At 63.9% G+C, this 21,994-nt stretch carries 22 protein-coding genes and 1 tRNA gene; 9 read left to right on the top strand and 14 right to left on the bottom strand.

Going from position 1 to position 21,994, the window contains the following annotated elements; all coding sequences use genetic code 11:
• Positions 1-113 precede the first annotated feature (113 nt).
• From cobM to ON753_RS17865, 8 genes are read right to left on the bottom strand one after another with little or no spacing between them, the layout of a single operon-like run.
• On the bottom strand, positions 114-890 hold the full coding sequence (gene cobM / locus ON753_RS17900; protein ID WP_265964072.1) for a precorrin-4 C(11)-methyltransferase: 777 nt from the start codon (positions 888-890) through the stop codon (positions 114-116).
• On the bottom strand, positions 887-2,815 hold the full coding sequence (cobJ, locus tag ON753_RS17895) for a precorrin-3B C(17)-methyltransferase (protein WP_265964070.1): 1,929 nt from the start codon (positions 2,813-2,815) through the stop codon (positions 887-889). The genes cobM and cobJ overlap by 4 nt, the downstream gene beginning before the upstream one ends.
• A complete protein-coding gene (gene cobI, locus ON753_RS17890; protein WP_265964068.1) occupies positions 2,785-3,510 on the bottom strand; it encodes a precorrin-2 C(20)-methyltransferase in 726 nt (241 codons plus the stop codon). Before cobI ends, cobJ begins: the two co-directional genes overlap by 31 nt.
• Positions 3,507-4,706, bottom strand: a complete 1,200-nt coding sequence (cbiE, locus tag ON753_RS17885) for a precorrin-6y C5,15-methyltransferase (decarboxylating) subunit CbiE (RefSeq protein ID WP_265964067.1) — start codon at positions 4,704-4,706, stop codon at positions 3,507-3,509. Before cbiE ends, cobI begins: the two co-directional genes overlap by 4 nt.
• Positions 4,703-4,951 (bottom strand): hypothetical protein, encoded by a 249-nt coding sequence (locus tag ON753_RS17880; RefSeq protein ID WP_265964065.1) that lies wholly within the window; start codon positions 4,949-4,951, stop codon positions 4,703-4,705. Before ON753_RS17880 ends, cbiE begins: the two co-directional genes overlap by 4 nt.
• The gene (locus ON753_RS17875; protein ID WP_265967195.1) at positions 4,951-5,595 is read right to left on the bottom strand and encodes a precorrin-8X methylmutase; all 645 of its coding nucleotides are present in this window, start codon (positions 5,593-5,595) and stop codon (positions 4,951-4,953) included. The genes ON753_RS17880 and ON753_RS17875 overlap by 1 nt, the downstream gene beginning before the upstream one ends.
• A 21-nt stretch (positions 5,596-5,616) precedes the next feature.
• On the bottom strand, positions 5,617-6,735 hold the full coding sequence (locus tag ON753_RS17870; protein WP_265964063.1) for a sirohydrochlorin chelatase: 1,119 nt from the start codon (positions 6,733-6,735) through the stop codon (positions 5,617-5,619).
• The gene (locus tag ON753_RS17865; protein WP_265964061.1) at positions 6,732-6,974 is read right to left on the bottom strand and encodes a DUF6732 family protein; all 243 of its coding nucleotides are present in this window, start codon (positions 6,972-6,974) and stop codon (positions 6,732-6,734) included. Before ON753_RS17865 ends, ON753_RS17870 begins: the two co-directional genes overlap by 4 nt.
• Before the next feature lie 402 nt (positions 6,975-7,376).
• Between ON753_RS17865 and ON753_RS17860 the strand changes: the two genes are divergently transcribed.
• Together ON753_RS17860 and ON753_RS17855 are read left to right on the top strand one after the other, a co-directional pair.
• Positions 7,377-7,835, top strand: coding sequence for a glycine cleavage system transcriptional repressor (locus tag ON753_RS17860; RefSeq protein ID WP_265964060.1), 459 nt, complete (start codon positions 7,377-7,379; stop codon positions 7,833-7,835).
• Between the two features lie 130 nt (positions 7,836-7,965).
• Positions 7,966-8,280, top strand: a complete 315-nt coding sequence (locus tag ON753_RS17855; protein ID WP_265964058.1) for a DUF1905 domain-containing protein — start codon at positions 7,966-7,968, stop codon at positions 8,278-8,280.
• 3 nt (positions 8,281-8,283) lie between these two features.
• Here ON753_RS17855 and ON753_RS17850 read toward each other — a convergent pair whose 3' ends face one another.
• Complete coding sequence (locus tag ON753_RS17850) at positions 8,284-9,576, bottom strand: Hsp70 family protein (RefSeq protein WP_265964056.1); 1,293 nt, start codon at positions 9,574-9,576, stop codon at positions 8,284-8,286.
• A 338-nt stretch (positions 9,577-9,914) separates the two neighbouring features.
• On the opposite strand from ON753_RS17850, the gene ON753_RS17845 reads away from it, so the two are divergent.
• A complete protein-coding gene (locus ON753_RS17845) occupies positions 9,915-10,397 on the top strand; it encodes an SMI1/KNR4 family protein (RefSeq protein WP_265964054.1) in 483 nt (160 codons plus the stop codon).
• A gap of 26 nt (positions 10,398-10,423) precedes the next feature.
• Positions 10,424-10,840 (top strand): hypothetical protein, encoded by a 417-nt coding sequence (locus ON753_RS17840; RefSeq protein WP_265964052.1) that lies wholly within the window; start codon positions 10,424-10,426, stop codon positions 10,838-10,840.
• A 42-nt stretch (positions 10,841-10,882) separates the two neighbouring features.
• Here ON753_RS17840 and ON753_RS17835 read toward each other — a convergent pair.
• A tRNA-Ser gene (locus ON753_RS17835) sits at positions 10,883-10,972 on the bottom strand.
• A 375-nt stretch (positions 10,973-11,347) separates the two neighbouring features.
• On the opposite strand from ON753_RS17835, the gene ON753_RS17830 reads away from it, so the two are divergent.
• The 3 genes from ON753_RS17830 (at position 11,348) to pabB (ending at position 14,641) form a co-directional block, all read left to right on the top strand.
• Positions 11,348-11,620 carry a hypothetical protein gene (locus ON753_RS17830; RefSeq protein ID WP_265964050.1) on the top strand — a complete coding sequence of 91 codons (273 nt, stop codon included), beginning with the start codon at positions 11,348-11,350 and terminating at the stop codon, positions 11,618-11,620.
• Positions 11,621-11,765: 145 nt separating this feature from the next.
• The gene (gene msrA / locus ON753_RS17825; protein WP_265964048.1) at positions 11,766-12,431 is read left to right on the top strand and encodes a peptide-methionine (S)-S-oxide reductase MsrA; all 666 of its coding nucleotides are present in this window, start codon (positions 11,766-11,768) and stop codon (positions 12,429-12,431) included.
• A gap of 356 nt (positions 12,432-12,787) precedes the next feature.
• Positions 12,788-14,641: an aminodeoxychorismate synthase component I gene (pabB, locus tag ON753_RS17820; RefSeq protein ID WP_265964047.1), complete on the top strand. Its 1,854-nt coding sequence runs from the start codon at positions 12,788-12,790 to the stop codon at positions 14,639-14,641.
• A gap of 195 nt (positions 14,642-14,836) precedes the next feature.
• Here pabB and ON753_RS17815 read toward each other — a convergent pair whose 3' ends face one another.
• Complete coding sequence (locus tag ON753_RS17815; protein ID WP_265964045.1) at positions 14,837-15,499, bottom strand: nucleotidyltransferase family protein; 663 nt, start codon at positions 15,497-15,499, stop codon at positions 14,837-14,839.
• Positions 15,500-15,693: 194 nt separating this feature from the next.
• On the opposite strand from ON753_RS17815, the gene ON753_RS17810 reads away from it, so the two are divergent.
• Positions 15,694-16,026 (top strand): hypothetical protein, encoded by a 333-nt coding sequence (locus ON753_RS17810; protein ID WP_265964043.1) that lies wholly within the window; start codon positions 15,694-15,696, stop codon positions 16,024-16,026.
• A 139-nt stretch (positions 16,027-16,165) separates the two neighbouring features.
• On the opposite strand, the gene pheT is transcribed toward ON753_RS17810, so the two are convergent.
• The 3 genes from pheT to pheS are packed head-to-tail and all read right to left on the bottom strand — an operon-like array spanning position 16,166 to position 20,405.
• Positions 16,166-18,583, bottom strand: coding sequence for a phenylalanine--tRNA ligase subunit beta (gene pheT, locus ON753_RS17805; RefSeq protein ID WP_265964041.1), 2,418 nt, complete (start codon positions 18,581-18,583; stop codon positions 16,166-16,168).
• A 59-nt stretch (positions 18,584-18,642) separates the two neighbouring features.
• Positions 18,643-19,296 (bottom strand): phenylalanyl-tRNA synthetase subunit alpha, encoded by a 654-nt coding sequence (locus ON753_RS17800; protein WP_265964039.1) that lies wholly within the window; start codon positions 19,294-19,296, stop codon positions 18,643-18,645.
• 26 nt (positions 19,297-19,322) lie between these two features.
• Positions 19,323-20,405: a phenylalanine--tRNA ligase subunit alpha gene (gene pheS, locus ON753_RS17795; protein ID WP_265964037.1), complete on the bottom strand. Its 1,083-nt coding sequence runs from the start codon at positions 20,403-20,405 to the stop codon at positions 19,323-19,325.
• Between the two features lie 569 nt (positions 20,406-20,974).
• On the opposite strand from pheS, the gene ON753_RS17790 reads away from it, so the two are divergent.
• Positions 20,975-21,928 carry a YihY/virulence factor BrkB family protein gene (locus ON753_RS17790; RefSeq protein WP_265964035.1) on the top strand — a complete coding sequence of 318 codons (954 nt, stop codon included), beginning with the start codon at positions 20,975-20,977 and terminating at the stop codon, positions 21,926-21,928.
• The last annotated feature ends 66 nt before the right edge of the window (positions 21,929-21,994 follow it).

Below are 21,994 nucleotides of genomic sequence, written 5' to 3'. Positions count from 1 at the left end.
TGCCCGATCAACCCGCATTCAGGTAGGCTCGCCCGAATGCGCAACAGTTGATCGCTTTGCGAAAGGGTAGGGCAGGCGAGGGGCAAGATGCAAATCGCAGAGGATGTTCGGACCTAAACCGCCTTCGCCTTCTTTTTCGGCCGAAGCACGTGCACATGGTCCGCGTCGTAGAGCGCGCTGTCGCGGAAGTTCTCGTCCGGCCGCAGGGCATGGCCGACAAAGACCAGGGCGGTGCGGGTGATCTTGGAGGCGCGGACCTTTTTCGCAATGGTCGAGAGCGTCCCGTGGATGAAGGCCTCGTCCGGCCAGCCGACCCGGTAGGCGACGATCACCGGGCAGTCCGGACCGTAATGGGGCGTGAGCTGGCGCTCGACTTCGCGCAGGTTCCGGATCGACAGGTGGATGGCGAGCGTCGCGCCGCTTCTGCCGAGCGTGTCGAGATCCTCGTTGTTCGGCATTGCCGACGACTGCATCGCCGTGCGGGTGATAATGATCGTCTGGGCGACTTCGGGGATCGTCAGCTCCCGCTTGAGGGCGGCGGCCGCCGCGGCAAAGGCGGGCACGCCGGGGATGACGTCGTAGTCGATCCCGAGCCCGTCGAGCCGGCGCATCTGTTCGGCGGTTGCGCCGTAGATGGACGGGTCGCCGGAATGGACGCGGGCGACATCCTGCCCCTTGTCATGGGCCGCCTTGATCTCGGCAATGATCTCGTCCAGCGTCATGGGCGCCGTGTCGATGACGCGGGCGCCTTCCGGCGCCGCCGCGACCACCTGTTCGGGCACCAGCGAGCCGGCATAAAGGCAGACGGGGCAGGACTGGATGAGTTTCAGGCCGCGAACGGTGATGAGATCCGGGTCTCCGGGTCCGGCGCCGATGAAATGTACGGTCATGCTTTGTCTTCCAGGTTTCGGGTTTCCGGCAGGTCTTGGGCCTGCTGCGGAGCATTGTCCTCAGGAGCGGTTTTGCCTGGCGGCGTGTCCTGAACCGTGTCGGTGCTCCGAGGGGCGTCGATGCGCTTGGCATAGCCGCGCGGCGTATAGACGAAGGGCTTGCCGTCGCCGCGCATCACGGTTCTCGTGGTCGACGAGCCGACCAGGACCGTGGTCAACATGTCGACATCGTCGACGCTGAGCGCTCCGAGCGTCGTCACCCGCAGCGTTTCTTCCGGGCGTCCCAGATTGATGCCCAGGATGACGGGCGTCGCGGCCGAGCGGTGCTTGAGGAGAATTTCTCTTGCCTCGGCCAGCTGCGTGCGGCGGCGTTTGGAAACCGGGTTGTAGAAAGCGACGACGAAGTCGCCTTCCGCCGCCGCTTTCAGGCGCTTTTCGATGGCCTCCCAGGGGGTCAGCAGGTCGGAGAGGGAAATCGTGCAGAAGTCATGGCCGAGCGGTGCGCCGATCCGGGCCGAGCAGGCCTGCAGCGCGGAGATGCCCGGCGCGTTGGTAACGCTGACCCGCTTGGCCGCATCCGAGACGCCGCCATAGGCTTCTTCCCGGTGCAGCAGCTCGTAGACGAGGGCGCCCATCGCGTAGATGCCGGAATCGCCGGACGAGATGAGCGCGACGTTCTTGCCCTTGCCCGCCTCTTCCAGCGCGAAGCGCACCCGGTCCTCTTCCGCGCCGAGCGGGAAATTGTGATGGGTCTTGCCGGTGATGTGGCTGGCCACGATGTCGAGATAGAGCGAGTAGCCGACGACGTCGGTCGCCTCCGCCAGAAGCCTGGTCGCCTCCGGGGTGCGCCAGTCATCCTTGCCCGGACCGATGCCGATGACGGAGAGATGGCCGCGGGCCCGGCCGATCGCTTGCGCATCGATGAATTTGGGCGAGCGGGCAATGGCGCATGTTGCGTTGTCGGTCTTCTGCTTTTCTATCTTCAGCGTGCCGAAGGGGCCGGACGCGGCAAGGGCCGCGCCCTCGCAGACGCCGTGGCAGCCGACCTCGGCAAAAACCACGTTGGACGGGTTTTTCAGCCGCGGCGTCTCCCGCTGCAGCTCTTCGGCGGAGTAGACGCGCAGCGGAACGCCCAGATACGCCGCCAGCGCGTTGACGGCCGCCTCGTCCGCCTTCAGGTCGATGGTGGTAACGCAGGCAACGGCGCCCCTGGCGATCTTGGCCGCTTCGAGATTGCTCTCGACCAGATCGATCAGTTCCTGAGGGGCGCAGCCGCGGGCACAGCCGACGCCCACCGCATATTTCAGCGGATGGTAGACCAGCCGTGTCGGGCCGCCCTCGGCTGGATGTTCCGTCGCCACCAGTGAGAGCGCGGCGTCCGGCTCCTGGAAGAGCCTGGCTTCCTTGAGCCAGTCGGCCATGCCTTCGATTCGCACGGACGCTCCGGACAGTAGCTCTGCCATGACCGGTTTGGCGTCCTGCGGGTTGGCCAGCCGCCAGCCCTTCGGCGGCACGTCGAGGGCGACGCCCAGCTTGGTGTCGCCCGCGGTGGTGATGGCCGCGTGACCGTTGAGTGCCTTGGCAAGCAGCCGCGCCAGTTCATTGGCGCCGCGGTGGCCGCCGAGCAGGGGCACGATGCTGGACCCGTCCTCGGAAACGGCGATCACCGGCGGCTCGTTGCGCTTGTCCGTCAGCACCGGCGCCAGGGCCCGGATCAGAATGCCGCTGGCGCAGAAACCGACGATCGGATGACCGGCCTTGAACAGCAGCTGCAGGTGCTCGATCGTTTCATTGAACTGGGTGTCGGCCGTCGGTACGCGGCCCGCAAGACCGTGGATGCGCGCGGTCGAAAACCGTTGGGCAACATCCTGGGCGGTGTCGAGTCCGGCCTGGTTCAGGACGAATAGGATAGGGGAAGCGTCCACGCTTCTTCTCCCTTGTAGATGAGGATCATGGAAAAATAGGGGGCGGTTTCGGCGTCAAGGTCGGCGAGACGGCGGACCTTCTGTTCGGGCAGGCTGGCGCGCTCCACATAGCCGGCCCTCTCCAGAAGGCCCATGTCGGCGAGCAGCGCCTTCAGGCGGCCGAGATGACGGCCGACCTTCATGATGACGACGGCCTGTGCCGCGTCGATCCTGGCGCGGATCTCGTCATCGGGCAGCGGGCCGGGGATCACGGTCATGACGTCGTTGCGCGAGGTCAGCGGCCGGCGCAGCAGTGCGGCGCAGGCCGTCAGCGAGGTGACCCCGGGCACGACCTCGATCCGGAAGCGGTCCGACAGACGCTCGAACAGATACATGAAGGAGCCGTAGAAGAACGGGTCGCCCTCGCACAGCGTCACGACGTCCTCGCCGCTTTCCAGAACCGCCGCGATCTCGTGCGCCGCCTTGTCGTAGATTTCGCGCGCCGGAAACCGGTCAACGCGCATCGGCACGATGATCGGGATTTCGCGTACGCCGCCGGGCAGCGCGCCGGCGGCGATCGAGCGGGCAAAGCTTTCGCCGGAATCGGGTGCCGGGTAAGCAATGACCCGGGCGGTGGAGATCAGCCGGTGCGCCTTCAGGGTCATCAGCTCCGGATCGCCGGGGCCGAGACCGATGCCGTAGAGAATTCCGCTCATGCTTTGGTCAGGCTCCATTGTGTGACCGGCATCAGCGGCCGCCAGCCGGTGAGACCGCCAATGGCATCCGCCCGGTGTATGGAGAGTTTCTTCAAGGTTCCACCCAATGTCTGGTATGCGGAAAGCAGGATCGCCTCGCTTTCCAGGGTAACGGCATTGGCGACGAGCCGCCCGCCGGGCCCGAGCGCCTGCAGCGCCGTGTCGATGACGCCGGGCGCGGTCAGTCCGCCGCCGATGAAGACGGCATCCGGCTGCGGCATGCCTTGAAGGCCCTCCGGTGCGGCCGCGTCGATCAGCTCAAGATGGGGTACGCCGAGCGCGGCGGCATTTTCCGCCGCAATCTGCCGCCGCTCGGTATGCGGCTCAAGCCCGATCGCCCGTGTGCGGTCTGCCGCGCGCAGCCATTCGATGGCAACCGAACCGCAGCCGGCACCCACATCCCATAACAGCGCGCCCGGACAGGGCCTCAGTTCCGCCAGCGTGACCGCGCGGATGTCCTGCTTGGTCATCTTGCCGTCGTGGCGGAAAGCCTCGTCCGGCAGGCCGGGTGTTCTCGCGCGGAACCGGATACCGGGATCGGCAACAGCTTCCAGGGCCAGCGTGTGGAAGGGGGCGACGTCCTGGCTCCAGTTCTCGGCTGTGCCGGAGACGATCCGCTCCTTTTCGCCGCCAAGGTGTTCCAGGACGGTGATACGGGTACGGCCATAGCCTTCGTCGGCCAGCAGGTCGGCCACCTGGCGCGGCGTATCCGCATTGCTGGTGAGCGTGATGATGCGCGCACCGGGGTAAAGCGCGGCGCGCAGGAGATCCACCGGGCGCCCGTGAACGGAAAGGCATTCGGCATCCTGCAGCGCCCAGCCCATCCGGGCGGCAGTGAGCTGGAAAGCGGAGAGCGACGGAAGGATCGTCATCTCGTCGGCCGAGAAATGCTTCAGGAGCGAGGATCCGATGCCGAACCACATCGGATCGCCGGTGGCCAGCACGGCCACCTTCCTGCCCTTGAGTTTTTCAAGATCCCCAAAGACGGATGAGAACGGGCTGGGCCAGTTTCTCTTTTCCGCCTTCAGCGGGCCCGCCATCTCCAGATGCCGGGTTCCGCCATAGACGATGTCCGCCCGGGCAAGGACATCGCCGCCGCCCGGAGCCAGACGGCCGTCTTCACCGGTTCCGATCAGTGTGAGCCAGGAGGATGTCATTTCTCGTCCAGCGAATAGGGTCTGATTTTCGGTTTGGAGGAGAGCGCCTGCGGCTTGCCGCCGGGCGTCGCGGAAACCTGCCGGCTGCCGCGGGAGCGGTGATGAAGCTCCTCTCCCGGTGCCTCTCCGGTGCCATCGGCGGGCGCCCGCATCTGGCCGCCGGGGCTGGACAGGAAACCCCGAGAGCGCAGGGGCTTGTTGCCGCCGGCCGATTTCAGGCCACTTTTCTTCGGACCGTCCGCCACTAAGCTTCCTCCGGCAGGCCGGCGGCGAGCGCGTTGACCGCAGCCGCCGCCATGGCGGAGCCTCCGCGCCGGCCCTTTACGGCCAGATAGGGAACGCCGAACGGGTTTTCCGCCAGCGCGTCCTTCGATTCGGCCGCACCGACAAAGCCGACGGGAAATCCCAGGACGAGTGCCGGTTTCGGCCCACCCGCCGCAATCATTTCCAAGAGATGGAAGAGCGCGGTCGGCGCATTGCCGATGGCGACGATCGCGCCCTCCAGCCGCTCGCGCCACAGCTCCACCGCAGCGGCCGAACGGGTCGTGCCGAGCCGCTGCGCAAGCGCGGGAACGGAAGGGTCATTGAGGGTGCAGACCACGTCGCACGCCTGCGGCAGGCGTGAGCGGATGATGCCGTGAACCACCATTTCCACGTCGCAGAAGACCGGGGCGCCTTCTTGAAACGCCCCGCGGGCAGCCTCAACCACACCGTCCGACCAGGCAAGGTCCTGCGGCAGATCGGTCATGCCGCAGGCATGGATCAGGCGCACCGCGACCGGATGCAGGGCCTCCGGCAGGCGGGACAGCTCGGCTTCCGAGCGGACAATGGAAAAGGACTGGCGGTAGATCGCCGCCGGGTCCTTCTCGTAGGAATAGCTGAGGGGCATGTCGGTGCTCACGGGCGGTCCTTACCCTTCCCGGATCAGCGACTTCGGTCCGTGCGGGTGATCCGCATGCGGATAGGGATGGTGATGGTGCCCGTCATCATGGGAATGACCATGCCCGTGATCGTGATGATGATCATGATCACCGTGGTGGTGATGCCCATGATCATGGTGGTGCCCGTGATCATGATGGTGATGGCCGCCGGCCTGCACCTGTTTCTCGCAGGCGCCGGTGCAGATTTCGTCGCACAGCCGGCATTCGGCTTCCGCGCCCAGGCCTTCCACGTGGTGGTGATGGCTTTCCTGCGCCTGGCCGACTTCCGCCTCGAAGCCGAGCACCTGCTCGCGGTACTTGCACATCTGGCAGTTCATCAGGTTGGCGCCCTGCAGGATCTCCTGCACGCGGTCGACCATCGTGTCGATGACCTGGGGATGGTCGTTCAGGTAACCGGCCTTGAGGAATTCGATGTCCGGATGCTGCGCGGCGATCTCGTCGGTGGTCGAGTAGATCCGCTGCACCAGAACGCCTGTGAAGAGGAAATACGGGAAGACGATCACCCGCTTGTAGCCCAGCTTTGCAGCGTGCTCCAGGCCCGGGCCGACAAGCGGGAAGGTGACGCCCGAATAGCAGGTTTCCGCCCAGCCGAAGCCGAAGCCTTCCCACAGCATCCGCGTGACCTTGGAAACGTTGGAATTGGCGTCGGGATCGGACGCCCCGCGCCCGACCACCATCAGCAGGGTCTCGTGCAAGGGCACATCGCTGTCCGCGGCGTCGATCGCTTCCTGAATGCGCGCGGCGGCGGCCTTCATCATGCGCGTGTCGACCGCAAGCTCGCGCCCGTAGGAGATTTCCATCTCCGGGTGCATCGCCTGGTACGTGTTGAGCACGGACGGAATGTCGTTCTTGGCATGGCCGGCGGCAAACAGCATGCCCGGCACGGCCAGCACACGGGTGCAGCCCTGTTCCCGCAGGCTGTTCAGCCCGTCATGGATGACCGGATTGGCGAATTCCAGATAGCCGTATTCCACGGGCCAGTCCGGGAAGCGCGCCTTCAGGCCGTCCGCCAGTTGTGCAAACTGCTTGACTGCGCCCTTGTTGCGGCTGCCGTGGCCGCAGATCATCAGACCGAGTTTCTCGCTCATCGGCCGGCCTCTGCGGCCGTCTCTTCGTCGTCCGCACGGGCCTCCGGAGCCTCGTCTTCCTTGTTACGCTTCCTGTCTTTCAGCGCGATGATGCCGGCAACCAGGGCGGAGCCGGCAAGGGCTGCAACGCCGACCCAGTGGGAATGGCCGGCAAGCTCACCCAGATGGCCGCCATGGGCGTAGGCGGATGTGGGCAGGACGGCGGCGGCAAGGCCGGCAAGGATGGTGCGGTGGATCATGTATCTCCCCCATTGGCAGGTGCCGGGTCGGCAGGTGGTGTTGCGGGCGCCAAGGGAGATGAAAGCAAACATGCGCAAAAGCCGGGCAACACCCGTCACTCTTGCAAATGCCTTGGACAGCTCCGGCCTTGGTCCCCTGTTTGGGTCAACCGCATCCGGAATCGCTCTCAGTCCCTTGAAAAGGACGCCGTCAGGTGGGCGCACCTTATGGGAGGCCATCTCATCGATCAAGCGCGAATGCGACACCGGCTGGCCAGAACCGGCATATCAGCTGTTGGGACGGACCATATTCCGGCTGCCTGCTACCGCCAATTTGATGCCTGCGGACAATTTGCGGACTTGTTTTCAACACGCCGCAATTGTCTAGTACTGGCACGTTGATTGAACCACGCGCAGGGCATCATGCAGACTCATCTCGTTTTCACGGTTATTGCCAAGGACCGGCCGGGGCTCGTCGAGCGAATCGCGGAGATCATCGCGGAGTTGGGCGGCAACTGGATCGAAAGCTCGATGGCCCGCCTCGGCGGCGAATTCGCGGGCATCGTGCGCATCGGCATTGCCGGAGAACGGTCGGACGAGCTGATTGCCGAACTCCAGGCGCTTGCGGCCGACGGCATCGACATCACGCTGCGCTCCGACGTCATGGGCCCGCAGGAGCTGGAAGGCGTCTTCGCCCATCTCGATCTTGTGTCCCAGGACCATCCGGGCATCCTGCGCGACATTACCCGCGTCCTGAGCGACCGGGGCGTCAGCATCGAGCATCTTGAAACGGAAGTCGCCCCCGGCTCCATGCAGGGCGAGGCTCTGTTCAAGGCGTCAGCGGACCTGCGCCTTCCCCCGGTCTCGCCCCCGCCGCGCTGAGCGAAGCGCTCCAGGAGACGGCGGGCGACCTGATGGCGGACATCAACCTGGTTGAGTGACGTCCCCGACGGAAAACTGATTTCCGGCCGCCGATGCGGCCCGTTCTTCAACAGACCCTGGATGGCAGGATGTGCTCGACCGACTGGAGTTCCGCGCAGAATTGTGGCTGTCGGCCGGCCCGGGCGGCTGGACCTTCGTGACGCTACCGGCCGGATGCGCCGACCAGATCCGCTTTTATCTCGGCAGCGGCAAGCGCCGGGGCTGGGGCATGATCAGGGTCAGGGCGCGGATCGGCTCAAGCGAATGGGACACGACCATCTGGCCGGACAAGCCGTCCGGATCGTTTCTCCTGCCCGTCAAGGCGGCAGTCCGCAGATCGCAAAAGATCGCGTCCGGCGACAACGCCGAAGTATCTCTCACGCTGCTTGAGGAGCCCGGCTGTTAGCCGTCAGGCCGAGACGGTCCACTCGGCGGCGTCTTCCCGCACCCCGATCAACGCCAGGCCGTTCGCAACCGAGGTCAGTTCGTTGCCGCCGGAAATCCGCTCATGGCCGAACCGGTCGGCAAACTGCCTGCGGACCGCGGGAACGAAGGACGTGCCGCCGGTCATGAACACCCGGTCGATGTCCTTTTCCGCCAGTCCGGCAGACTGCAGCGTCTCGTCCAGCGCGTTGTCCATCTTCTGGAGATCCGGCGCAATCCAGTCTTCAAAATCCCGCCGCGCGACCGCCACCTTGAAATCGGCTCCGAGCGGCGCGAACGCGAGTTCCGCTTCGTCCTGCGAGGACAGACGGGCCTTCGTCTCCGAGACCGACTTATAGAGCGGATAGCCCTGGTCTTCATCGACCAGGTCGATGAAGAGTTCGATCTTCTCCGGTTCCAGGCACCAGCGCAGCAGCTTCTTCAGTTCCTTGAAATCGTCGGAGGTCTTGAAGATGGACAGCATGTGCCAGCGGGCGAAATTGGCAAACAGATTGGGCGGGATTTCCAGCACCTTGCCCATGCTCTTGTACATGGAGCCCTTGCCGAGCTTCGGCAGCACTACATTGTCGATGATGCGATAGTCGAACGTGTCGCCGGCAATGCCGATGCCGCCGCGGCCGAGCGGCGTTGCCGAGAGGTGACCGCCCCGGGTTTCAAAGCGCATCAGGGAATAGTCGGTCGTGCCGCCGCCGAGATCCGCCACCAGAATGGTCGTGTCCTTGTCCAGCGACTGCGCATAGGAAAACGCGGCACCCACCGGCTCCATGACGAAAAGGATGTCCTCGAAGCCGAGCTTTTGAAACGCCGTCCGGTAGCGGGCCATGGCAAGATCGTCATCCGGACTGTACCCGGCGAACGCCACCGGCCGGCCGACGACGAGGCGGACCGACGACGGATCGAACACCGTGCCCGCGTGCTCGAAGGCGCATCGCAGGAAGGCAGCCATCAGGTCTTCGAAACCAAAGCGGACGCCGTAGATCCCGGTTCCCTTGAAGGCGCCGCTCGCCGCAAAACTTTTCAGCGACTGGATGAAACGGACATCGCCGTAACTCTCCAGGAACTGCCGGATCGCCCAGGGGCCTACCTCCGGATGCGGCCGCTTCGCCGGCCCCCGGTCCAGAAAGCTGAGCACCGTGGCAAGCGACGTGAAGGTCTCGTTGCCGTCGGCGAATGAAACGGGTTCGGTGGCGGAAAGGCCGTTTGCCGAGACGGCGACGGTGTTTGACGTCCCGAAATCAAGTCCGATCGTCAGCGGCATGGCGGCAATCCTCGAAAAGGAATACGTGCCAGGACAGCCGGCGACACGGTCATCCTGGCAGGGGAAACGGGCGGGAAATGGAATGGACGTGCGAAATACGCCGGATCACGCGGAAAGGCAAGGGTGATACGGACCGGTTTTCGTCCCGGAGAGGCCGGTTGCAAACGGCGCCGAAACCGGCCTTGGGCCGTGCCGCACCGGCCAACTCAGCCGCGGGCACGTTGCTCCGACGGCGCCGACCCGGCAAACTCACGCTGCGGCTCTGCTTTCCGGGGGGATGAGAAACAGGGCGCGCAGCACAAGGTCGTTCCATTTTCGCATAAGACAGGACACCGCCAATGGCCATCGATCCCAACGATTTCTGGCGAGAAAATCACGACAACAATCCGCCCCTTACGGACACAATGATCGCCGCCGCCGAGCAGCGGCTTGGGGTCCGGCTGCCGGCCGCGTATCTCGCCCTGCTGCGTATCCAGAATGGTGGCTACACCAAGCGATTTGAGTGTCCCATGGCCATGCCCACGAGTTGGGCATCCGACTGTATTCCCCTGTTCGAATTGAGTGGAATCGGCTCTCCCGACGAACCGACCGCCATCCACAACATTTACAATCGTGATTACATGACCCGCGAATGGGGCCTGCCGGAAAGTCAGATCCTGCTGTCGGGCGAGGGGCATTGGTGGATCACGCTCGACTATCGCAGCAGTCCGGATCCGTCCGTGACCTGGATCGACGTCGAAGTCCGTCAGGATGTCGTCGCGGCAAAAACCTTCGCCGATTTCCTCGAACGTCTGAGGCCGGAACGGAATGCGGCGCCATAGCGATAGCAGGGGAAGAGGGACCGCCGATGTTCGCCGAAAAGTATCGCCAGGCATTTGCCGGCCTTGGTCTTGATCTCAAGCCTGAACATGGAATGGATCTGGCGCCGCATGCCGGCATCCTCGACAGGCTCGCCGCGCCCGTGGCGCTCAGGGATTATTATGAAATCTGCGGCCTGCATGAAATCAATCGGTTGCGGAACCGTTTGTTGCCGCCGGAGGCGCTGGCGATAAGAGACGGCCGGCTGGTCTTCCTGGCCGAGGAACAGGAATGCGCCTTCTGGGGTGCCGCGCGCTCGGGGGCCACGGACCCGCAGGTCTGGCAGGGCGTCGCCGTTGTCGCCGACCCGAACCTTCACTGGTTCGACGAAGCGCTCTTGTTGAGTGATTTCATTATCGCCATGTGGAGATGGGAACTTACAGGCGAGGAACCGATCCGGCCCTGAATGGAGCCGAAGCCTGGCGAAGTGTCTCAAATCGCTGAGTTATGGCGGACAGAGAGGGATTCGAACCCTCGATACGGTTGCCCGTATACACGCGTTCCAGGCGTGCGCCTTCAACCACTCGGCCACCTGTCCGTTTCCAAGCGTTGGACCCGCTTGAGTGCCGCGCAATATACTCATGACGCGTTCGAGCGCAAGCGGTAGAACGGGTTTTTTTGGGGTGTATGTAAATTGTGGATTTTTTTGATAAAATCACGATAATTGCCCACGCGGGATGTGGGTATCGAGGGGCGGCCAACGGCCGTCATCACAGCAATGTGTTTCACAGAAAATCTTGTTCGTTATTTTTCGAGTAATTACTTTAAGGAACGATAGTTCCCCAAAAGGCGTTATTGCCGAAAACCAGCGTTTGTTGGTTTTTCTCCTGTAAAATATGACGAGGCCGAAGGCTAGATCATGATTGGCATCATAAAAATCTTTTTTCGTATATTGGGATACGGCTTTCTTGCCGTGGCGATTATTGCCGGCATCTCGGACGCCAGCACGTCCATTGCGCAATCGCAGGTGTTGTTGGCCCCGCTTGGGCAGGTCTGGTTCGATCTGTCGCCGGATACGCTCAATCTTGCCCAGGCGGTCATCCAGCGGCACATTCATCCGGCGCTCTGGGATCCGGCCCTGCAGACCGTGCTGACATGGCCGGTCTGGGCGGTGTTCGCCCCGCTTGGCCTGCTGTTCCTGTGGCTCGGCGCCAGTCGCCGGCGACAGCGCGCGCAATTCGCCTGAACACACCCGAACACCTCTTCGCGAGCTCCCTCTTGGAAAGCCGCGGGCGCTGCGCCACATTAGGGGCCAGGCCGAACAAGCGCACCCGGGTGGCCGCCGTTCCGGATACGCCGGGACAGCCCGGGCACAGGCGGGGAGATTTGCCATGTCGTTCATGACCATGCTGACCAAGAAATTCAAACTGCCGTCCGAGGATGAAGCCCTGCCGGGCCGGGACGCGGCGATCACGCCCACGGAGCCTCATTTCGTCAACGGCCGTTCGCTCACCGGTCCCTATCCGGCGAACACGAAATCGGTCCTGTTCGGCATGGGCTGTTTCTGGGGGGCCGAAAGGTTGTTCTGGCAGTTGCCCGGCGTCCATGTCACCGCCGTCGGCTATGCAGGCGGGCACACGCCCAATCCCACCTATCACGAGACCTGCACGGGGCGCACCGGCCATACGGAGGCCGTGCTGGTGGTCTACGACCCCGACCAAATCGCGTTTGCCGATCTTCTGAAGGTTTTCTGGGAAAGCCACGACCCGACCCAGGGCATGCGCCAGGGCAACGACACCGGCACGCAATACCGCTCGGCGATCTATGTGAGCTCGGCTGAGGATCTGGAGGTGGCGGAACGGTCGAGGGACGCCTATCAGCACGCGCTGAAACAGGCGGGCAAGACGGCTTCGATCACCACCGAAATCCGCCAGCTGGATACCTTCTATTTTGCCGAGGATTATCACCAGCAGTATCTGGCCAAGAACCCGGCCGGCTATTGCGGCATCGGCGGCACGGGCGTTGCCTGTCCCACCGGCCTCGGGCAGAGCGCTTAGGGTATGGCCCGATAGCTTAGCCCGACCGTCCATTGAGCGGCCCACTTCGAACCGGGTCACCGGCCTGCCCGCCGGTGCCCGGTTCTTCGTTTCTGGCGCAGCTTTTGCCCCCTTCCCCTTGACCTCATGTCGCATGGATGTCATGAGCCGCCCAATTCGTGCCATTCAAGCGAGGGGATTCCCGGCACGATCGGGCCGATGCTTCTGCTCGCTCCGCCAACCGGCTCGTCGCAATTGTCGTTGATCATGATCCGTCTGATGGGACCCTGTCTGCGCGCCGCACCGGCGCATTGCACCGCACCGCACAGGCCGCAAACTCGGCCGGTCGGGACGTGGCAACGGCACTCGGTGGCGCCATGACGAAAGGCACCGTCAGCCCTGGAACGGTCCTGCTGCTGGACCTCCTCAAGCAGCGCTCGGCGCTGTTGTTCGAGGCGCCCGGCGAGATCGTCACCTGTTCAAAGCTCGCCGATGTGCCGCACTGTCTGGCTCGGCTGGAGGCCGCGCAGGCGGAGGGCCGCTATGCGGCCGGTTTCCTGGCCTATGAACTCGGCTTTGCCTTCGAGCCGAAGCTCGAAAAGCGCTTTGACGAAACCGGTGAGCCGCTGCTCTGGTTCGGACTTTATGATGAGGCCGAGGAACTGGAGCTGGAAGAGGCGAGGGCTCTGCTTGCGGCAGCTTCAGGCAGCGACAGCGCTTTCGTCACGAAGCCCGCCTTCGACATGGACCGGTCGTCCTACGGCTCGGCTTTCGAACAGGTGCGTGATCATCTGGCCAAAGGCGACATCTACCAGGTCAACCTGACCATGCGGGCGCGGCTGCGGCATCACGGTGCGCCGGAACGCCTGTTCCTGGATCTGATGCGCCGCCAGCCGGTCGAATATGCCGCCTTCATTTCCCTGGAAGACCGGTCGGTCCTGTCGCTGTCGCCGGAACTGTTTGTGGAGCGGCAAGGCAGTCTGCTGCGCACCCGGCCGATGAAAGGCACGGCCCCGCGCGGCCGCTACGCCTCGGAAGACAACCTGATCGCCCGTGACCTGGCCAGCGACCCCAAGCAGCGCTCCGAAAACACCATGATCGTCGACCTGATGCGCAACGATCTTTCGCGCATTGCCGAGACGGGCTCGGTCAGGGTGACGAAGCTCTGCGCGGTCGAGTGCTATCAGAGCGTGCACCAGATGACCTCGACCGTCGAAGCCCGGCTTCCCGCCACGGTCGGCTTTGCCGCGATCATCGAGAACCTGTTCCCCTGCGGCTCCATCACCGGGGCGCCGAAGCTGAGCGCCATGCAGATCGCCGACGACCTGGAAAGCGGACCGCGCGGCGTCTATACCGGCTCCATCGGCTATCTGGCTCCCGGAGGGGACTTCCGTTTCAACGTCGCCATCCGCACGCTGGTGCTGCGCAATGACGGCTCGGGCGAGGCCGGCACGGGCTCAGGCGTCGTGTTCGATTCCGGCGCAGCGCCCGAATATGACGAATGCATCCTGAAGCTGAAATTCATGAGCGAGGAGACGCCGGACTTCGATCTCATCGAGACCATGGCCTTCGACCCGCAAGAGGGCTATCTGCTGCTGGAGCGGCACATGCAGCGCCTGCAGGCCTCGGCCGCCTATTTCGGCTTCCGGTTCGACGCGGCGGCGGTGCGCTCCGCCCTGCAGCTGCGCGCCAAGGGTTTTCATGCCCCGCAGCGCGTGCGCCTGCTCCTGAGTGCGGATGGCGATCTCTCCATCACCATGACGGACCTGCCCCCGGCCGGTCAGCGCGCGGTCTTCAACCTGGCTCTCGCCGACGAGCCGGTGCACACCTCCAACCGCTTTCTCTATCACAAGACCACCAACCGCGCGTTCCTGGACGACACGCGCACGCGCTATCAGGCCGAAACCGGATCCCAGGAGGTCCTGTTCCGGAACGAGCACGGCTTTCTGACCGAAGGCAGCTACATGACGCTGTTCATCAGGAAGGACGGCCGGCTGCTGACCCCGGCGCTGAAGCACGGCTTGCTGCCGGGCACCTTGCGCGCCGGGCTCCTGGAGCGCGGCCTAGCCTTTGAGGCCGACCTGACCCCTGCTGATCTGGACTCCGGTGAGGAAATCTTTGTCGGCAATTCCGTTCGCGGCCTGGTCCGCGCGCGCCTGGTTGCAAGCGATACGCGGCTGGAGGATGCCGGCGATCTCTCGGCAATCGAGGAAAGACGTGAGGCCGGCTAGCAGCGGCATTGCAACAGATCCCCCCTCGGCAGCACCACCCTGAAATGAGTGAATATGCACCCTGCGCCCTCATCCTGAGGAGCCGCGCAAGCGGCGTCTCGAAGGATGCGCCCGAAAGACGCCGCCCGTCCTTCGGGACGGACCTGAAGGCACTCGTCCGGACGAGGGCGTGATCGGGGACAAACTCCTCAAGCCTTACAGCACGTCCGGGCCGCGCTCTTCCGCCCAGTCGACGATCTCCAGTTCCGGCCACAGCGCCTTCATGCGCCTGGCCTTCTCCACGTAGGTTTCCCTGTTCGGCTGCCCGTAATTAGGCACAAGCCGCATGCCAAAAAGATTGGCCAGGCCGAACGGCGCATTGACGACAAGTCTGCCCTGCCGGTCCAGCCGGGCGGCGACCGCATGGGTGCGGGCGGCATAGGTCGTCAAGCTATCCATGGAACAATCCAGCGGCCGATAGGGCCGGCCGAAGCGCTGTTCGTACCACAGGTGGACACGCGCCTGATTGCGCACTTCCAGGAGGCTGGCAAGATCCGGCAGCAGTGCATTGACGCGCGTGATGACCGCATCCTCCGCCTCGTAGGAAAGGTCCGTGCCGGCGAAATAGATGACGTCGAAGTCCTTCATGCCGTGAAAGTGCGGCCGGCCGGTCATCACGTTCCAGACCGTCTGATAGATGCCGCCGGAGACGAGCCAGGCGTCGGGTAGGTCCATGGACCTGATGGCCTCAAGGATCCGCATCACGTGCGGAACCGTCAGGAGGATTTCCTCAAGCCGCGCGATCCGGTCCGTCTCGGAGGCGGCATAAGGGTCGCCAAGCCGGGGGCAGGGGGCGGGCGAGAGCGCATGATCGGTCATGAAACAGCCTTGTGCATGAATGCGTCAGACTATCCGATTCCGGTGACCCGGGAAGTGCAATCGACACGGGCTCCCGCCCCGGTGGTGAAATCACCACAGGCACCGCATGTGTGCCGCCACTCTTGACCGGATGGCAATCGACGCCATTTCCATGTCGAAACACGTCAATCCGCTCGCTCTTGCCGGGGGTCGCCATGAACAGATTTCTCTGGAACTGTGCTCACCGCAAACCGGCCTTCGCCGCTGCTGCGGCAACCGTGCTGATCCTGGCAGCCGTTCTGCCGGCAACAGCGCAATCCCGGCGGCCCGATACCAGGACCATGACCTGCGGCGAGGTCCAGTCATTGATCAACCAGCGCGGTGCGGTGGTCATGAGCACCGGACAGCACACGTTCGACCGTTACGTCGCCAACCGGAATTTCTGCCAGCACGGCGAGGTACTGGAACGCGACTACGTACCGGCCAGGGATAACGACAGGTGCTACGTGCAACGATGTGCGATAGACCTCCAGTTCGAGCGTTTCTAGGGAAGGTGATCGAATTCAATCGAGAAACGCTCCGGATCGGAACACCCTCTGCCGGCGCCTGGCGGGCGTGACATCCGCCAGATAACGACAATTCGCCTGTTTCCGGCCGGCGCTGTCCGCCGACCGGTTCCAGGCCGGTTCAGCCTCTCAAGACACCACCGGTCGATTTTTCGACATTGGCGATGATCTTCCTGGCAACCGCGTCGATTTCCTCGTCGGTCAGGGTCTTCTGGCGCGGCTGGAGGACCACGTCGATGGCGACCGATTTCTGATCCTCCGGAACGCCCTTGCCTTCGTAGATATCGAACAGGTTGACGTCGGTGATCAGGGTCTTCTCCGCCCCGCGTGCTGCCCTCAGCAGCGTTTCCGCGCTCACGTCCTTTCCGACCAGGAAGGCGAAGTCGCGGCGCACCGGCATCAGGTCGCTCACGTTCAACGCGCCCCTGGACCGGCCGCCCTTGCCTTTCGGCTGCGGCAGGGCGTCGAGGTAGACCTCGAACGCGATCAGCGGGCCTTCGATGTCGAGGGCCGCAAGCGTGCGCGGGTGGATCTCGCCAAAGATGGCCAGCGTGTTCTTGGGCCCGAGCTTCAGGCTGCCCGAACGGCCCGGGTGGAAGGTTCCGGGTGCGTCGGCATAGGCCTGCAGCTTGTCGACCGGCGCACCGATGGCCGCAAGGGCCGCTTCCGCGTCGGCCTTGGCGTCGAATGCATCCACATTGCCCGAACTCCCCGACCAGTGACGGCCGGCGCCCTGAGGCTTCGCGGTACCACGGCGCACGCCGGCGGCAACCATCTTCTGGCCTTCGAGCGTGTCGTCTTCGAAGATCTGGCCGATCTCGAACAGGGCGACATCGCCGTACCCGCGGTCGGCATTGCGCTGTGCGGCCAGGAGCAGGCCCGGCAGCAGGCTCGGGCGCATGTCGGACATTTCGCTGGAGATCGGATTTGCGAGCTCCAGCGCCTTGCTTCCGCCGCCGAAGAGTTCAGCCTCGTCCTTGGAGATGAACGACCAGGTGACCGCTTCGTTGAAGCCGCGCACGGCCAGGGCCCGGCGCGCCTTGTTGCGGCGGATCTGGCTCGTGGTGAGGACTTTCCGTCCCACGGTGCCCAGACGCGGCAGCGGCGTGTCGGGAACCCGGTCGAGGCCGAGGATGCGCACGACTTCTTCGACGAGGTCCGCCTTGCCCTCGATGTCCGGACGCCAGCTCGGCGCGGCGACCCTGATGGTGTCGCCCGAACCGGAAATCCAGAAGCCGAGGGATTTCAGCGTGACATTGGCTTCCGCCGGCGTGACATCGACACCCGAAAGGCGTTTGATTTCCGCATAGGGGAAATCGATGATGTTGGTGCTGTCCGGAATCGTGCCGGCCTGGATCGCCTCCGACGGCTCGCCGCCGCACAGGACCAATACCATGCGGGTCGCATATTCGAGGCCCGGCATCATGTAGTTCGGGTCGACACCGCGCTCGAACCGGTAACGGGCATCGGTATTGACGCCCAGCTTGCGCCCGGTGGCGGCAATGTCGTCCTCATCCCAAAGCGCGGATTCGATCAGCACGTTGACGGTCTCTGCGGTGCAGCCGGACGGCTCGCCGCCGAGGATGCCGCCGAGGCTTTCGACGCCGTTTTCGTCGGCGATCACGCAGATGGTCTCGTCGACTTCATAAGTCTTGCCGTTGAGGCCGTCGAGCGTCTCGCCCTTGCGGCCGCGCCGCACGACGAGATCGCCCTTGACCTTGTCCGCGTCGAAGACGTGCAGCGGACGGCCCTGGTCGAAAGTGATGTAGTTGGTGATGTCCACAAGCGTGTTGATGGGCCTGAGGCCGATGGCGACAAGGCGGTCCTGCAGCCATTTCGGCGACGGGCCGTTCTTCACGCCCTTGACCATGCGCAGGCCGAAGGCCTTGCACATCGGTTTGGTGTCGCCGAAGTCCAGCTTGACGGCGACGGGACAGGAATAGCTGCCGCGGATCTGTTCGTGCGAGCGTTCCTTCAGCTTGCCGAGTCCGGCGGCGGCCAGGTCCCGCGCAATGCCGTGGATGCCCGTGCAGTCCGGGCGGTTCGGCGTGAGGCCGATCTCGATCACCGCTTCGTCCAGCCCCGCCCATTCGGCATAGTTCATGCCGACCGGCGCATCCGCGGGCAGGTCGATGATGCCGGCATGCTCGTCGGAGAGCTCCAGCTCGCGCTCCGAACACATCATGCCGAAGCTTTCCACGTCGCGGATCTTGCCGACGGAAAGGGTGACGTCGAGCCCCGGAATATAGTCGCCCGGCTTGCCGAGCACACCGACGAGGCCGGCGCGGGCATTGGGCGCGCCGCAGACGATCTGGAGCGGTTCGCCTTCGCCGCTGTCGACTTTCAAGACCCGCAGGCGGTCCGCATTCGGATGCGGCTCGGCCTCCAGGACCTTCGCGATCCTGAAAGGTTTAAGGCGATCGGCGCGGTTCGTGACTTCCTCAACCTCCAGGCCGATCATCGTCAGGCGCTCGACGATCTCGTCCAGGCCGGCGTCGGTCTCCAGGTGCTCCTTGAGCCAGGAAAGCGTGAATTTCATGAGACTTACTCTTTATCGGTCATGCGGCCGCAAAGCCGCGAATCTGGTCCAATGGCGCGTCAGTTGCTGAACCGGTCCAACTCGGGCAGGACGGTCGCCTGGCTGTAGTTCTGCGCAAACCGGCGGCCGATCTCGGAAAACTCGGCGGTCCAGCCGCGGACGATTTCCGGCGTGATCTGCTGGCCCGTGGCGATCGCCTGTGCCGCTTCCGTTTCGATACGGTCGCGCAGGATGCCGAGCTCGAACTGGGCGGAATACTCGGCCCGGTATTTGCCCAGCCACCCCATGGCGACGATCAGCACCATCACCAGAAGCGCTGCGGAACTGGTCAGCCCCGCCCATTTGGCAGTGCCGCCGATGCGCCGGTCGCTGGCAATCAGCACGATCGAGGCGATCGTCAGGAAGGCGACGATATAGATCGCCTGGAGAAAGCTCTGGTATTTTTCCGCCGAGCTGGCCTCATGGCCCGCCCGCAGCCGGGTGATCCGGTCACGCAGGTAGAGCAGGGCATCGGCCTCGGTGCCGAGCTTGTCGCGGAAGTAGGTGTCGCAGAAGCGCAGGCGCCCGCGGCTCTCGATCTTTTCCGCGCACGCCTCCATGAACGACGTCGGCGTCGGCGCGCGCGACTCCCGGTCCGCGGTCTGGGCGACCGCGGGCATTAGGGCCGCCGCAGACAGGATGACGGCAATAAGTAGACGGATCAGCAGTGACATGGATATTCGCCCCCTGAACTCGGCGGTTAACTGGACAACCCGCCGAACAGCGTCGGCAGATCGAGCGGGCGGAAACCGTAATGCTGGATCCAGCGCACATCGGCATCGAAGAAAGCGCGCAGATCGGGCATGCCGTATTTCAGCATGGCAATCCGGTCGATCCCCATGCCCCAGGCAAAGCCCTGATAGACATCCGGATCGAGACCGCAATTGCGGATGACGTTCGGATGCACCATGCCGCAGCCGAGAATTTCCAGCCAGTCGTCGCCCTGGCCGATCTTGACCTCGCCGCCGGACCGGTCGCACTGGATGTCGACTTCCATGGACGGCTCGGTGAAGGGAAAGAAGCTCGGACGGAAGCGCATCTTGATGTCGTCGACCTCGAAGAACGCCTTGCAGAATTCCCTGAGGATCCATTTCAGATGGCCGAAATGGCTCTCCTTGTCGATGACGAGGCCTTCCACCTGGTGGAACATCGGCGTGTGCGTCTGGTCGCTGTCGCAGCGATAGGTCCGGCCCGGAATGATGACGCGGATCGGCGGTTCCTGCTCGCGCATGGTGCGGATCTGCACCGGCGAGGTATGGGTGCGCAGCAGCAGCCGTTCGCCGTCTTCCTTTTCGTTGAAGAAGAACGTGTCGTGCATCTCGCGCGCCGGGTGACCTTCGGGGAAGTTCAGCGCGGTGAAGTTCAGCTCGTCGGTTTCGATATCCGGGCCTTCGGCGATGGAAAAGCCCATATCCGCGAAGATGGCCGACAATTCGTCGATCACCTGGCTGACCGGATGAATGCGGCCCGTTTCCGCAGGAGACGGGCGCAGCGGCAGGGTGATATCCACTTTTTCGCGGGCAAGGCGGGCTTCCAGCTCGCCTTCTGCCAGAACGTCCTTGCGGGCGGCAATGGCGTCGGTGACCCTGGCCTTCAGGCCGTTGAGGGCCGGGCCCATCACCTGCCGCTCTTCCGGGGTCATCCTGCCGAGCGTCTTCATCTGCTCGGAAATCTTGCCCTTCTTGCCGAGAGCCGCGACCCGGACCTCCTCCAGGGAAGCCTCGGTTTCGGCGCCTTCAATGGCGGCCAGAAGTTCGGATTCAAGTGTATCGAGATTGGACATGCGTGCTCAGGTACCGGTTCGCGCGCGTCGCGCGGCTTGAAATCGAAAGAGAAAGTCGGGGTCTTTTAGCGAATAATTGCGCACATTGCCACGGCCTCAGCCGCATTATTGCGTGAGATCCCGTCGGGAAGGAAAAGCGCCGGAAATAAAGCGCGTTAGCGCCTAAATCGCCCGCAGGCAGGGCCCTGCAATTCAATGAAGCGCACAGCGGCAAAAGGCAGGCACAAGGTGCTCGCCTGGCTTTGGCCCGGACGGCCGATATGGACGCTGCATCTGCTCATGGCCGTCAATTTACCCAAGCGCGGCACGAAGGCAAGCAAAAAGGCGGCAGGATGCTGCGCTGCTCGGAATCGGTTGTGTTTTTCAGAGGAAGGGAATTCGCTGCGCTCATGCTGACATCCGGGATCCAGAAATCATTCGCGTCGAAGACGCGGCCAAATGTGCCGTGAGGCACAACTCCTTTACGGTCCCTGGCCTCGGCCGGGAACCCGACCGGCTTCCGGCCGTTTAAGGTTCAAGCTGGACAAAAGCCCGTCCGGTCGGGCGGGCGCTTTCGTGAAGAGGTTTGAATGGCACGAGGCCGGACGGCAGACAATCCGACCGAAATTCCGTTGGCCGGATGGAAAGACATTCTCTACCGCGTCTGGGACGCGATCGGGACCGATCATATCAGCCTGGTCGCGGCAGGCGTCGCGTTCTACGGATTGCTGGCGATCTTTCCGGCGGTCACCGCGCTGATGGCGATTGCCGGGCTGGTCATCGAGCCGGCCCAGGTGGCCGACCAGCTCGAGTTGCTCGCAACCTTTGTTCCCCAGCAGGCGGCAACCATCATTCTCGATCAGGCCGCCAGCGTGGCAGGCTCGCAGGAAGCGAGCCTCGGCATCGCCTTCATCGTCAGTCTCGGCCTCGCCATCTTCTCGGCGTCCAGGGGTATGGCCAGCCTGATGGAGGGGCTCAACCTTGCATATGACGAATACGAGACCCGCGGACTCATTCTGCGCTTTGCGCTGAACCTGGGGCTGACGGTTCTTCTCGTTCTCGCTCTTCTTCTGGGGGTCATATCGGCCCTGGTGCTGCCGGCAATCTTCAATTTCCTGCAGCTGCCGGCGTGGCTGGCTGGTGTGCTCGCAGTCGGCCGCTGGATCATCATGGCTCTGCTGGCGATCACGGGCCTTTCCCTCGTCTACCGCTTCGGGCCCTGCCGCGCGGATGCAAGATGGACGTGGATCACGCCGGGAGCCGTGGTTGCCTGTGTCCTCTGGCTGGTCGCCTCCATCGGATTTTCGGTCTATGTGGCGAATTTCGGCAGCTACAATCAGACCTTCGGGAGCCTCGCCGGCGTCATCATCCTTCTCATGTGGCTCTGGCTGTCGGCCTATATCGTCCTGCTCGGTGCGGAACTAAACGGTGAGATGGAAGCGCAGACACGCAAGGACAGCACGACCGGGCCCGAACAGCCGATGGGCCTGCGCGGGGCGGTCAAGGCCGACGTTCTCGGAAAATCCGTTGCCGCGTCAGACTAGGGTGTGGACCCATAAATGAGGATGAAATGGTTTGAGGCGGATTGCGCGTCCTCAAGAAGCGGAAGC

Origin of the sequence: Roseibium salinum (assembly GCF_026240905.1) — a bacterium.
GTDB classification, from domain to species: Bacteria; Pseudomonadota; Alphaproteobacteria; order Rhizobiales; family Stappiaceae; genus Roseibium; species Roseibium salinum.
This window is presented reverse-complemented; position numbering and strand designations above follow the sequence as displayed.